A 13,003-nucleotide genomic window follows, 5' to 3' on the forward strand; every position below is an offset into this window, starting at 1 on the left:
CCGGTGGACACGCTCTTGACGCTTGCGATGGACAAAATCGGCGCCGCCCTAAAGAACGGCCGGGGCGGGTCGATCAGCTTCAAGACCATGCCTGGCTCATCGTTCGGGATCACCACGATGGAATGGAAAACAGGGTGATTCCTTGTCGCTTGCATCGCCCAACACCTCGCTGATCCGCCGGCTGTCCCTCACCTTGTGGGGACTGTTCCTGACGCTGCTGCTGTCGCTGTCGGTGCTGGGCTTCGCGGCGCTGCGGCTGGGGGCGGATCGGGTGGTGCCGCTGGTCATCCAGCAATGGGCGCAGCTGAAGGCGCAGACCAACGAAAACCTGTTCGTGCAGGCCGACGCCAGCGTGCGCCGGCTGCGCACACTGCTGGTGCAGCGCCTGGACAATGCGCCGCCCGGCACCGCCAAACGCTTCGACAGCCTGTTCGCGCGCAGCCCCGACGGCCTGTGGCGCGTGCGCCCCGAACTGCTGGACACCGTGAATGCGCCCACGCTGTACCTGCACAACGGGCCGCACGGGCTGTCCGAGTCGGCGCGGCTGCGCGCCGTGGTCAGCTACGACCTGCTGCGCGAACAAGGCCCGGCGCTGGTGCCGCCGTTCTTCTCGGCCTACATGGATTTCGTGGAAAACGGGCTGATGGTGTATTCCCGCGGCATCGACTGGGGCGGCAACGCCGACGCGCAGGCCAGCAACGCCGACTACCCCACCATGCTGGGCTCCGATCCGCGCCGCAACCCGAAGCGCAAGGTGTTCTGGACGCCGGTGTACCTGGACAACCAGGCGCACACCTGGATGGTGTCCGTGATCGCGCCGCTGGACTGGCAGGGCCGCTGGGTGGGCACGGTGGGGCACGACGTGGCGATCCAGACCCTGATCGACTCCGTGGACGACAACCACGGCACGGCCGTGCAGCAGCTCATCATGGACGATCACGGCAACCTGATCGCCTACACGCAGCTGCGCGAGCGCATCGCCGCCGCGCAGGGCCAGTTGCGCATCGCCATGCTGCGGGATCCAGTGCTGGAACAGGTGCAGCGCATGGTGCTGGCCGCGCACACCGACACCGGCGCGGGCCGCACGCCCGACGGCCGGCAATGGGTGGCATGGTCGCGCATCCGCGGGCCGGACTGGTTCCAGGTGAACGTGCTGCCGCAGACACGGGTGAACCACCTGGTGCTGCTGGGCTGGATGGCGATGTTCACCACCGGCCTGCTGATCCTGCTGCCGATGCTGTGGCTGCTGCGCTGCCGCCTGCACCGGCTGGTGACCCGCCCCCTGAAACGCCTGTCCCGTGCCGTGGACGAGCTGGGGCAGGGGCGCATGCCCCAGCCCATCGCGCTGGGCAACCAGGACGAACTGGGGCGGCTGGCGGCGGCCTTCGACGCCATGGTGGCCGAGCTGGCGCAGCGGCGCGCGCAGCTGGTCACCCTGGCCGAGCGCGACGCCCTGACCGGCCTGTACAACCGCCGCCGCTTCGAGGACGAACTGACGCGCTTCTTCAAGGACGGCGCCGGCACCGACCACCGGGGCGCCGTGCTGCTGTTCGACCTCGACGAGTTCAAGTACGTCAACGACAGCTTCGGCCACCTCGCCGGCGACGCGATGCTGGTGCGCGTGGCCGGCGAAACCCGGGCGCTGATGCGCGACACCGATGTCCTGTGCCGGCTGGGCGGCGATGAGTTCGCCGTGTTCATGCCGCACGCCACCCTGGTCAGCGCGTTGGCGCTGGCCGAGCGCATCGTGCGCGCCGTGTCGCGCACCACGCTGGAGATCCAGGGCCAGACCGTGCGGCTCACCACCAGCCTGGGCGTGGCGCACTGCCCCGAACACGGCCAGGGCACCGAAGACCTGGTGTCGCACGCCGACATGGCCATGTACCAGGCCAAGCGCCTGGGCAAGAACCGCTGGAACACCTACCGTCCCGACCGCGACGCCGCGCAGGCCATGGCCGCGCGCCTGACCTGGAACGAGCGCATCGACCGCGCGCTGGAACGCGAGCTGCTGCGCCTGCACTTCCAGGGCGTGTACCGCGCGGACAACGGCGAGCTGGCGCACCTGGAGGCCCTGCTGCGCATGGTGGACGAAGCCGACCCCGCGCATTACGTCACCCCCGACCAGTTCATCGTCCACGCCGAGAAAAGCGGCAAGATCCTCGACATCGACCGCTGGGTGGTGCAAGAAAGCATCGCGCTGCTGGCCGCACACCCGCGGCTGCCGGCGCTGGCGATCAACATCTCGGGCCGCTCGATCGACGACCCCGACCTGCCCGGCTTCATCACCGCCCAGCTGATCCGGCACGGCGTGGCGCCGGGACGGCTGCTGATCGAGCTGACCGAGACGGCGGCCATCTCCGACCTGCGCGACGCCGAACGCTTCATCGACGCGCTGCGCCGCGTCGGCTGCACCCTGTGCCTGGACGATTTCGGCAGTGGCTTCGCCTCGTTCGCCTACCTCAAGCACCTCAAGGTCGGCGTGCTCAAGATCGACGGCCTGTTCATCCGCAACCTGCCGCACGACCGCGACAACCAGGTGTTCGTGCGCTCCATCATCGAAGTGGCCCGCGGCATGGGCCAGCAGACCGTGGCCGAGTTCGTGGAGGACGAGGAAACCCTGCGCCTGCTGCGGGGCTTCGGCGTGGATCTGGTACAGGGCTACCACCTGGACAAGCCGCAGGCGGATCATCCGTTGCTGCGGGAGTGATGCGGGGGTTGCATGCCGCCGTTGGGGCATGCACCGGCACCGCGCTCTAGCTCGTCATTTCGGCGCAGGCCGAACCAGCGCGAAGCGCGCAGAACACCCGCATGGCGGCCCCGAAGGGGCGAGCGAAGCGAGTCATCCAGTCGCCGTGCGGCTTGAGCGAGCGTGGTCGCTACTGGATCCCGGCCTGCGCCGGGATGACGGTCTGGATAAGTGGTCGTTATCGGAAATGAAGTCGCCTTCTCGCAACGCTTCGTGCAAGCGGCGCGGGTCTTCATCCTTCGACACCATCCCCGGATTATTCCGGACAGCAGTGGGCCTGCGCCGGGATGACGAGCGGAATCATGCCGCCATGAAGGAAAAGCGGCGCGTGTCAGCCCAGCAAGGCCAGCAACGCCGCACGCGGCAGCTTGCCGGTGTCGTTGCGCGGCAGCGCGGGCACGCGGCGCAGGGGGCGGGGCAGGAACACCGGATCGATGGCGTGGCGCAGGGCATCGAGGATGGCCGCTTCGTCCAGCGCGGGCGCCACGGCCAGCGCGGCGATGCGGCGCACGCCGGCGGCGTCGGCTTCGTCGAGCTGGAACACGATGCCATCCTCCACGCCGGGAATCGCCAGCAGGCGCCGCGTGAGATCGCCCAGCGAGGCGCGCTTGCCGGCGATCTCCAGCAGATCGGTGTTGCGCCCGCGGAGGCGGAAGCGGCGGCCCGCGTCGTGCAGGCTCACGATGTCGGCCAGCACCACGGGGGCATCGAGCTGCGGCGCCTCGACCTGGGTGCCGTCGGGCTGCGGGTGCAGCCGCACGCCGTCGAACAGCGTCCAGTCCGCGTCCACGGTGACGCGGCGGCTGGCGAAGGCGCAGGTTTCGGTGGAGCCGAACACTTCCAGCAGCGGCGCGCCGAAGGCCTGCTCGGCGGCCTGCGCCAGCTCCGGCGGCATCGGCGCGGTGGCGGAAAGCACCGCCGCCAGCGGCGGCAGTTGCGTACCGGCAGCGACCAGCGCGCGCAGGTGCACCGGCGTGGTCACCAGCACGCGCGGCGCGGGCACCTCGGCCAGCGCGGCGGCCACGTCGGCGGGGAAGAACGGCCGCCCCGCGTGCACGCCCACCTCGCCCAGCAGCGGCAGCAGCACGCTCATCTCGATGCCGTAGATGTGCTGCGGCGGCACGGTGGCCACCACGTTGAAGCGTTCGCCAACCACGCCGCCCAGCATCGCCAGCGTGCCGGCGCTGCTGGCGCGCAGGCCGCGCCAGCTCTTGGCGTTGGCGCGCGGCGCGCCGGTGGAGCCGGAGGTGTAGCCGATCGCCACGGGTTGTCCGGCGGGAATCATCGGCACGGCGGCCGGCGCGGCGAGCGCGTCGCCGTCGAGCGCGGGCAGCTTGCGGTAGCCGTGCGGCGCGGGCGACAGCGCCAGCTCGCCCAGCGCGTAACTGCCCGGATGCGCGGCCATCACCTCCTCGACCGCCTGCGGCGCGCGCGAGGGCGGCAGCAGGTTGGCCTGGCCACGACGCGCGATGGCGCAGAACGCGACCAGGAAGGCGTAGCGGTCTTCGCACAGGTTCACCGCGGCGGGCGCCTCGGGCAGCAGCGCGGCAACCCGTTCGACGTGAGCAAGGAACTGCGCCGCGCTCACCGCCGCGCCGTGGCGCCAGGCCACGACGCGCTGCGGATCGCGCGCGTTCACCAGTGGCAGGGCGGCCTGCGCCGGCTCGCGTTCCAGACTGTCGTGGACGATGGCCAAGCTTGCTCCCGAGTCGCGGCCAGACCATGGCCTTCCCGCCCACCCGGCGTGGGCGGTTTCCGTGATGCTAGGGATTCCCCTTGCTCGCGCCGCTGAATTGTAGGTGGCCGAAGCGACCGCGATTCACCGGCAGGTCAGGCGCGGATGATAGCGCCGGTGAGCGCGTCGCGGATCGTGGAGGGGCGATCCTGCGCGCCCAGCGGGGCGTCGAGCACGCCGTCCAGCGCGTCGCCGAAGTAGTCGCGCACGGCCTGCGCACCCTTCGCCGGCGGCTCGCCGTGCGGGTTGGCGCTGGTGGAGACGAGCGCGCTGCCGAAGGCGCGGCACAACGCGGCGGCCGGTTCGTGCGCGGTGACGCGCAGCGCGATGCCCGCATGCGCACCGGCCACCCATTCGGGCACGGCGGCGCTGCGCGGGAAGATCCAGGTGTTCGGCCCGGGCCAGCTCGCGCGCACATCCGCCAGCACGGTCGGCGGCACCTTGCCGAGGTCGATGTAGCGGCGCACCTGCTCGAAATCGGCTGCGATCAGCAGCACGCCCTGGGTAGCGGGGCGCTGCTTGAGCGCGAAGATCCTGTCGAAGGCCTCGCGGTCGCGCGGATCGCAGCCGAGGCCGTAGACCGCCTCGGTGGGATAGGCCAACACGCCGCCCCGGCGCAGCAGCAGGGCGGCGTCTTCCAGCTCGTCGGGCGTGAAGATCTGCAGCATCAGGCCGGCGTCTTCTTCGTGGTGGCTTTCTTCGCAACGGCCTTCTTGGTTGCAGCCTTCTTGGCCGCCGTTTTCTTCGCCGGCGCCTTCTTGGCTGCGGCCTTCTTCACCGCGGTCTTCTTGGCGGCGGGTTCCTTCTTCGCCGCGGTCTTCTTAGCGGCCGCGGTCTTCTTGCCAAAGCGGCCGCCCTTCTTCACCGGCGCGGCGGCGAGCAGCTCGAGGCACTGCGCCTCGGTGAGCTCCTTCGGCTCGGTGTCCTTGGGGATGCGCGCGTTCTTCTCGCCGTCGGTGATGTAGGGGCCGTAGCGGCCGTTGAGCACCTGCACGCCGTTGCCGAAATCCGCGATCACGCGGTTGGCCAGCATGGTGAGCTTCTCTTCCACCAGTTGCAGCGCGCGCGGCAACTCGATGGTGTAGGGGTCGTCCTCGGGCTTGAGCGAGGCATAGGTGCCGCCCTGCTTCACGAACGGGCCGAAGCGGCCGATGCCCACGCTCACCTCGTCGCCGTTGGGCGCGGCGCCCAGCTGGCGCGGCAGCTTGAACAGCTCCAGCGCCTCTTCGAGCGTGATGGTGTGCATGCTCTGGCCGGGACGCAGGCTGGCGAACTGCAGCTTCTCGTCGCTGTCCTTGTCGCCGATCGCGGCGTACGGCCCGAAGCGGCCCAACCGCACGAACACCGGCTTGCCGCTCTTGGGATCGCTGCCCAGCTCGCGCGCGCCGGTGGCCTCGCTGCGATCCACCGACTCGGTCTTCTCCTCCACCTGCTGCTTGAACGGCTGCCAGAAGCGCTGCATCAGCGGCACCCAGGCTTCCTCGCCGCGGCTCACCGCGTCGAGTTCGTCCTCGAGCTTGGCGGTGAAGTCATAGTCCACGTAGCGGGTGAAGTGCTGGGTGAGGAACTTGCCCACCGCGCGGCCGATGTCGGTGGGCTTGAAGCGGCGGCTGTCGAGCAGCACGTACTCGCGGTTGAGCAGCACCTGGATGATGCTGGCGTAGGTGGAGGGACGGCCGATGCCGTATTCCTCCAGCGCCTTCACCAGCGAGGCTTCCGAGTAGCGCGGCGGCGGCTCGGTGAAGTGTTGGTCGGCGGCGATGTCGTGCAGCGGCACGTCCTCGCCCTTTTCCAGCTTCGGCAGGCGGCGGCCTTCGTCGTCCTCGTCCGCGTTCTTCTGGTCGCGGCCTTCCTCGTACACGGCGAGGAAGCCGGGATCGACCACGGTGGTGCCGGTGGCGCGGAACGCGGCGGGGCCGCCGGCGACGTGCGGCAGGTCGAAGTCCACCGACACGGTGTTGAGCGTGGCGTGGATCATCTGGCAGGCCACGGCGCGCTTCCAGATCAGCTCGTACAGCTTGCGCTGCTCGTCGTTGAGGAAGGCGGCCACTTCGCGCGGCGTGCGCATGGCGGAGGTCGGGCGGATCGCCTCGTGCGCTTCCTGCGCGTTCTTGCTCTTGGCCTTGTAGAACTGCGCGTGGTCGGGCAGCGCCTTCTGGCCGTAGTCGCGCGCGATCAGCGCGCGCAGCTCGCCCAGCGCGTCGTCGGACAAGGCCACCGAGTCGGTACGCATGTAGGTGATCAGGCCGACGTTGCCTTCGCTGCCGAGGCTCACGCCTTCGTACAGGCCCTGCGCCACCTTCATCGTGCGGCTGGTGGTGAAGCCGAGCTTGCGCGCGGCCTCCTGCTGCAGGGTGGAGGTGGTGAACGGCGGCGCGGGCCGGCGCTTGCGCTCTTTGCTGCCCACCTCGCTGACGGTGAGGCGGCCGTGCGCAGCCTCCTTCAGCGCGGCGCGCGCGGCCAGCGCGTCGGCCTCGTTGGTGAGGTCGAACTGCTCGAACTTCTTGCCGTGGAGCTTGGTGAGCCTGGCGCTGAATTCGCCGTCGGCGTGGCGCAGCTGCGCCTCCACCGTCCAGTATTCGCGCGCCTTGAACGCCTCGATCTCTTCTTCGCGCTCCACGATCATGCGCAGCGCCGGCGACTGCACGCGGCCGGCGGACAAGCCGCGCTGCACCTTGCGCCACAGCACCGGCGAGAGGTTGAAGCCCACCAGGTAGTCCAGTGCGCGGCGCGCCTGCTGGGCATCCACCAGGTCGTGCGAGAGCTGGCGCGGCGCGGCCACCGCGGCCTTGATCGCCTTGGGCGTGATCTCGGAGAACACCACGCGGTGCAGCGCCTTGCCCTTGGTCAGCCCGCGATCCTTGAGGATCTCGCTGATGTGCCAGCTGATCGCCTCGCCTTCGCGATCCAAGTCGGTGGCGAGATAGATGTCGTCGGCGAGCTTGGCCGCCTTGGCGATGGCGTCGACGTGCTTCTCGTTGCGCTCGATGATCTCGTAGTGCATCGCGAAGTGGCGTTCGGGATCGACCGCGCCCTCCTTCGGCTTGAGGTCGCGCACATGGCCGTAGGAGGCGAGAACCTGGAAGTCCTTGCCGAGGTATTTGTTGATCGTCTTGGCCTTGGCGGGCGATTCGACGATGAGCAGGTTCTTGGCCATGAATCTCTTGTGGTGGGTGGGGCAGTTCCATGCCGCACTGCGGCATGCCTATATATCTAGTCAGACCACGCCGGCTGGCGGACTGTCAAGCCGGAATGCGTGAAAGCGCGCTGCGGCGCGGGTTCCTGGACGGACGGCCTAGCCTGGAAGACGCTGGTAACGGTTGCCGGGCAGGCCGGCCACCCGGCCTTCCAGCTCCAGCATCAGCAGCATCGAGGACAGCGCAGGCGCGGCCAGGCCGCTGCGCGCCACCAGCTCGTCCAGCGTGGCCGGATCGTGGCCCAGCGCGGCCAGCAGGCGCGCGTATTCCGGGTCGTCGCGCCAGCCACCGGGGGTCGGGGCGGGGGCATCGCCGGGCAGGGCCAGCCGTGCGGCCAGTTCCACGCCCAGGGCGCGGGCCGCGGGCGCCAGCGCCTCGGCTACTTCGGCCGGCTCCTCCACCAGGCGTGCGCCGTCGCGGATCAGCCGGTGGCAGCCGCGCGCCAGCGGGTTGGCGATGGAGCCGGGCAGGGCGAACACCTCGCGCCCCTGCTCGCCGGCCAGCCGCGCGGTGATCAGCGAGCCGGACTGGAGATCCGCCTCCACCACCACGGTGCCCAGCGACAGCCCCGAGATGAGGCGGTTGCGGCGCGGGAAGTGGTCGGCCCGCGCCGCCGTGCCCGGCGGGAATTCGCTGACCAGCGCGCCCTGCGTCGCAATGCGCTGCGCCAGCGCGTGGTGCTTGCGCGGGTAGACCCGATCCGGCCCGGTGCCGACCACGGCGACGGTGGCCGCGCCCGCGTCCAGCGCGGCCTCGTGGGCGGCGCCGTCGATGCCCTCGGCCATGCCGCTGGTGACGACGAAACCCGCCAGCGCCAGTGCACGGGCGAAACGGCGCGCGTGCTCCAGCCCCGCCGGGCTTGCGCCGCGCGAGCCCACCACGGCCACCTGAGGGTGCAGCAGCAGGCCGGCGTCGCCGGCCACGAACAGCGCGGCCGGCGGCTGCGGGATGGTTTCCAGCAGCGGCGGGAAATCCGCATCGGCGCAACGCAGCAGGCGATGGCCGGGTTCGGCCAGCCAGGCGAGGTCGGCGGCCAGGCGGGCTTCATCAGGCGCATCCAGCCACGCGGCGGCGCCATCGCCCAGCGCGCCGGCCTGCCGGCGCAGCAATGCCAGCGCGGCGTCGATACGGCCATCGCCCGCGGCCAGCGCCTCGCGCAGCCCGCCCGGCCCCAGGCCCGGCGTGCGCAGGGCCACCAGCCAGGCGCGCAGTTCGTCGGTTTCGTCCATGCGGCGAGTCTAGCGGTCGCCGCAGACGGCGACGGCGCGGGATCGCCGCGCCGTCGTGTGGGTGAATTCCCCTTCCCCGCGGGAAGAGGGGAAAGGCCTCACTCGGGAAGCTGCAGCTTGTCGCCCATCTTCACAGGGCGCAGGCCATCCATCACCAGGCCGTAGCTGACGTGGTCGAAGGTGCGGAACACCATCACGTGGCCGATGTATTCGTCCGGCAGGGTCACCCGCTTGCCCACGCCGCGATCCCAACTGTTGCTGGCCACGTCGTCGTGGATGTTCTCGCCGGGCTGCCAGATCGAGAAGGTGGTGCCGTTGTCCACGCCGTCGGCCGAGCCCACCGACAGCGCCACCACCTGGTGCGGACCCACGGCGTCCATGGCGTCGGCGAAGGCGATCACGCGGCCATCCTTGGGCAGGGCCTTGGGCGCGTGCGGGAAGAAGTACGGGTCGTAGGGATGGTCGTCCACCGGCATCAGGCGGTCGCCGCTGCGGATTTCCGAGGTGGAATCCAGCACCAGCAGGGTGGACGGGTCGCCGCTGCGCAGCATTTCGGCGGTGCCGATCACCTTCACCTCGACGCCCATGTCCTTGCCGCGGCGGTAGTGGCCGGAGCCGTTGTCGAAGTCTTCCTCCCACGGTGACTTCACCATGGCGGCGTTGGCCCACAGCTCGTCGCCGTACTCGGCGGTGCCGCCGTTGCCGTCGTCGTAGCCGCGGAACGCGTGTTCCGGCCGCACGATGGCCCAATGCTGGCCGGGCTGGCTGTCCAGGCCGCGTACGTAGATGTTCTGGCCCGAAGTGCCGCGCAGCTGGTTTTCTTCGAGGCCCACCACGTAAGGCGCCTTGCTGACAACGCTGGAGTCCATCACGCGCAGGTCTTTGAGGAAGGTCTGCACCGCGTCCAGCGGGATCGCCGGTACGGCACTGCCTTCGCGCTGCGCGCTTGGCTCCAGCTTCACCGCCGGGCCGCCGTTGATGAAGGACAGGTTGAGCACGTCGCCCGGGTAGATCAGGTGCGGGTTCTTCACCTGCGGGTTGGCCTGCCAGATCTCCGGCCACAGCCACGGCTTGACCAGGAACTTCGCCGAGATGCCCCACAGCGTGTCGCCGCGGCGCACGGTGTAATTGTCGGGATGGGTGCTGCGCAGTTGCGAAGCGCCGGCGGCGCACACTGCTGCCGCGACCATGGTGCCAGCCAGCACCGTGAAGGCTTTCTTGAACATGGGCGGGATCCCCTCTCCCCAGCAATTGTGGCGAGTGTAACCGAAGCATTAAGCCGTGCAATCGGCAGCGGTTCGCAGAATCGGCGGCCATCGCCGCGGCAGGCAGCGTATTACAATACGCCCATGTCCACGCTTGCCATCCTCGAATTCCCCGATCCCCGCCTGCGCACCAAGGCCGCGCCGGTCACCGTGTTCGACGCCGGGCTGAAACAGCTCGTCGCCGACATGTTCGAGACCATGTACGCCGCCAACGGCGTGGGTCTGGCCGCCACCCAGGTCAACGTGCACCAGCAGGTGCTGGTGATCGACATGAGCGACGAGCGCAACCAGCCGCTGGTGCTGATCAACGCCGAGATCGTGGAGAAGGACGGTGCCCAGGTGTACCAGGAGGGCTGCCTGTCCTTCCCCGGCGTCTACGCCGACGTCACCCGCGCGCTGAAGGTGAAGGTGAAGGCGCAGGACACCGACGGCAAGGCGTTCGTCTACGAGGCCGAAGGCCCGCTGGCCGTGGCCGTGCAGCACGAGCTGGATCACCTCGCCGGCAAGGTGTTCGTGGACTACCTCTCGCCGCTGAAGCGCTCGCTGCTGCTCAAGCGCCTGGAAAAGCAGCGCAAGCAGGCGGCCGGCACTTGAGCGCCCGGCCCTTGCGGGTCGTCTTCGCCGGCACCCCGGAATTCTCCGTCCCCTGCCTCGAAGCCTGCCGCGCCAGCGGCGCCGAGGTGGTGGCCGCCTACACCCAGCCCGACCGCCCCGCCGGCCGCGGCCGCAAGCTCGCGCCCAGCCCGGTGAAGCAGGCCGCGTTGGCCGCCGGCATCGCGGTCGAGCAGCCCGAATCGCTGAAAGGCGCCGAGGCGCAGGCCACGCTGGCCTCGTATCGACCCGACCTGATGGTGGTGGTGGCCTACGGCCTGATCCTGCCGCGCAAGGTGCTGGCCATCCCGCGCCTGGGCTGCTGGAACGTGCACGCCAGCCTGCTGCCGCGCTGGCGCGGCGCGGCGCCGATCCAGCGCGCCATCCTCGCCGGCGACGCCGAGACCGGCGTGGGCCTGATGCAGATGGAGGCCGGCCTGGACACCGGCCCGGTACTGCTGGAAAGGCGCACGCCCATCACCCGCGACGACACCGGCGGCTCACTGCACGACCGTCTGGCCGCGCTGGGCGCCGAGGCCCTGGCCGAAGGGCTGCGCCGCGTGCTGGCCGGCGAGACGTTGGTCGCCATGCCGCAAGCCGTCGACGGCATCGTCTACGCGCGCAAGCTGGACAAGGCCGAATCGGCGCTGGACTTCGCCCGCCCCGCGATCGAACTGGAACGCCAGGTGCGCGCCTTCGACCCGTGGCCCGGCAGCGACGCGGAAATCGCCGGCGAGCGGCTGCGCGTCTGGGCCGCGCGCGCCATCGAGCTTCCGGCCGCAGCCGTCACGGGCACCGTGATCGAAGCCGGCCGCGAAGGTATCGTCGTCGCCTGCGACGAAGGCGCGCTGCGCATCACCGCGCTGCAGCGCGCGGGCGGCCGGCGCATCAGCGCGGCGGACTACCTCAACGCGCGACCCGAACTGCGTTCCGCGCGGGCGCCATGACCGACACCCGCGCGCTGGCCGCGCAATCCCTCGCCGACATCACCCTGCACGGCGCCTCGCTGCGCGAAGCGATGGATCGCCACGCGCGGAAACTCCCCGACCCGCGCGACCGCGCCCTGCTGATGGCGCTGGTCAGCGATGGCGCGCGCTGGTGGCCGCGCTTCGACGCCGCGCTGGATCGCCTGCTGGAGCGCCCGCTGCGCAGGAAGGAGCCCGCGGTGCACGCGCTGCTGGTGCTGGGCCTGGTGCAGCTGGAAGTGCTGGAACTGGCCGACTACGCCGCGGTGGCGGCTACGGTGGAGGCGGTGCGCGCACTGAAGCGGCCCCAGCTTGCGGGCCTGGTGAACGCGGTGCTGCGCCGCTGGCAGCGCGAACGCGCCGCGCACCTCGCCGCGCTCGACGCGAAGCCGGAAACCCGCCACGCCCACCCGCGCTGGCTGGCCGACGCCATCGCGCGCGACTGGCCCGCGCAGGCCGACGCGGTCATGGCGGCGGACAACCGCGAACCGCCGCTGATGCTGCGCGCGAACCGCCGCCGCACGGATCGCAACGCCTTGGCCGAGCGCCTGCGTCTGGACGGCCAGACGGCCGAACCGCATCCATGGCTGGCCGACGCCATCGTGCTGCCACACAGCACCGACGTGACCCGCCTGCCCGGCTTCGCCGACGGCCTGTTCGCGGTACAGGACGGCGCGGCGCAGGTCGCCGCCGATCTTGCCGAGGTACGCGACGACCAGCGCGTGCTCGACGCCTGCGCCGCTCCCGGCGGCAAGGCCTGCCACCTGCTGGAACGCGCGGACGTCGCGCTCACCGCGCTGGAATTCGAGCCCATGCGCGCCGAACGCATCCGCGAAAACCTCGACCGCCTGCATCTTCAAGCCAATCTGGTCGTGGGCGACGCCGGCGATCCCTCCGCATGGTGGGACGGCAAGCCCTTCGACCGCATCCTGGTCGACGCACCCTGTTCCGCCACTGGCGTGCTGCGCCGCCGCCCGGACGTGCGCCTGCACCGGCGCGCCGACGACATTCCCGCGCTGGCCGCGCAACAGCGGCGCATCCTCGCCGCGCTGTGGCCGTTGCTGGCGCCGGGCGGGCGGCTGCTCTACATCACCTGCTCGTTGCTGCGCGCGGAGAACGAGGCGGTGGTGGGGCCCTTCCTCGACGCCCATGCCGACGCGCACGCCGTGCCGTTCACGCTGCCTGCGGGGCAGGCCGCCACCGCGGGCTGGCAGATCCTGCCCGGCGATGGCGATCTCGACGGCATGTACTATGCGGTGCTCGAAAAGCGCTGAA

9 protein-coding genes are annotated in these 13,003 nt (G+C 70.6%); 4 read left to right on the top strand and 5 right to left on the bottom strand.

Annotated features, from left to right (window positions below; all coding sequences use genetic code 11):
* The first annotated feature begins 142 nt into the window (after nucleotides 1-142).
* Nucleotides 143-2,707 carry a putative bifunctional diguanylate cyclase/phosphodiesterase gene (locus tag ACZ5Z2_RS17210; RefSeq protein ID WP_464759795.1) on the top strand — a complete coding sequence of 855 codons (2,565 nt, stop codon included), beginning with the start codon at nucleotides 143-145 and terminating at the stop codon, nucleotides 2,705-2,707.
* A gap of 370 nt (nucleotides 2,708-3,077) precedes the next feature.
* Here ACZ5Z2_RS17210 and ACZ5Z2_RS17215 read toward each other — a convergent pair whose 3' ends face one another.
* The 5 genes from ACZ5Z2_RS17215 to ACZ5Z2_RS17235 all read right to left on the bottom strand — a co-directional run bounded on the left by ACZ5Z2_RS17215 (nucleotide 3,078) and on the right by ACZ5Z2_RS17235 (nucleotide 10,133).
* Entirely contained in the window at nucleotides 3,078-4,442 is a 1,365-nt protein-coding gene (locus ACZ5Z2_RS17215; RefSeq protein WP_464759796.1) for an AMP-binding protein, read from the bottom strand.
* A gap of 134 nt (nucleotides 4,443-4,576) precedes the next feature.
* A complete protein-coding gene (gene tsaC / locus ACZ5Z2_RS17220) occupies nucleotides 4,577-5,149 on the bottom strand; it encodes an L-threonylcarbamoyladenylate synthase type 1 TsaC (RefSeq protein ID WP_464759797.1) in 573 nt (190 codons plus the stop codon).
* Nucleotides 5,149-7,638: a DNA topoisomerase I gene (locus ACZ5Z2_RS17225; protein ID WP_464759798.1), complete on the bottom strand. Its 2,490-nt coding sequence runs from the start codon at nucleotides 7,636-7,638 to the stop codon at nucleotides 5,149-5,151. The genes tsaC and ACZ5Z2_RS17225 overlap by 1 nt, the downstream gene beginning before the upstream one ends.
* Before the next feature lie 138 nt (nucleotides 7,639-7,776).
* Nucleotides 7,777-8,907, bottom strand: coding sequence for a DNA-processing protein DprA (dprA, locus tag ACZ5Z2_RS17230; RefSeq protein WP_464759799.1), 1,131 nt, complete (start codon nucleotides 8,905-8,907; stop codon nucleotides 7,777-7,779).
* Nucleotides 8,908-9,005: 98 nt separating this feature from the next.
* A complete protein-coding gene (locus tag ACZ5Z2_RS17235) occupies nucleotides 9,006-10,133 on the bottom strand; it encodes a LysM peptidoglycan-binding domain-containing protein (RefSeq protein ID WP_464759800.1) in 1,128 nt (375 codons plus the stop codon).
* Nucleotides 10,134-10,256: 123 nt separating this feature from the next.
* On the opposite strand from ACZ5Z2_RS17235, the gene def reads away from it, so the two are divergent.
* Genes def through rsmB form a run of 3 tightly spaced genes read left to right on the top strand, consistent with a single transcriptional unit; the run spans nucleotide 10,257 to nucleotide 13,002 of the window.
* Nucleotides 10,257-10,766 carry a peptide deformylase gene (gene def / locus ACZ5Z2_RS17240; RefSeq protein ID WP_464759801.1) on the top strand — a complete coding sequence of 170 codons (510 nt, stop codon included), beginning with the start codon at nucleotides 10,257-10,259 and terminating at the stop codon, nucleotides 10,764-10,766.
* The gene (gene fmt / locus ACZ5Z2_RS17245) at nucleotides 10,763-11,710 is read left to right on the top strand and encodes a methionyl-tRNA formyltransferase (protein WP_464759802.1); all 948 of its coding nucleotides are present in this window, start codon (nucleotides 10,763-10,765) and stop codon (nucleotides 11,708-11,710) included. Before def ends, fmt begins: the two co-directional genes overlap by 4 nt.
* The gene (rsmB, locus tag ACZ5Z2_RS17250; RefSeq protein ID WP_464759803.1) at nucleotides 11,707-13,002 is read left to right on the top strand and encodes a 16S rRNA (cytosine(967)-C(5))-methyltransferase RsmB; all 1,296 of its coding nucleotides are present in this window, start codon (nucleotides 11,707-11,709) and stop codon (nucleotides 13,000-13,002) included. The genes fmt and rsmB overlap by 4 nt, the downstream gene beginning before the upstream one ends.
* The last annotated feature ends 1 nt before the right edge of the window (nucleotide 13,003 follow it).

The organism is Rhodanobacter sp. G1, from assembly GCF_055397855.1.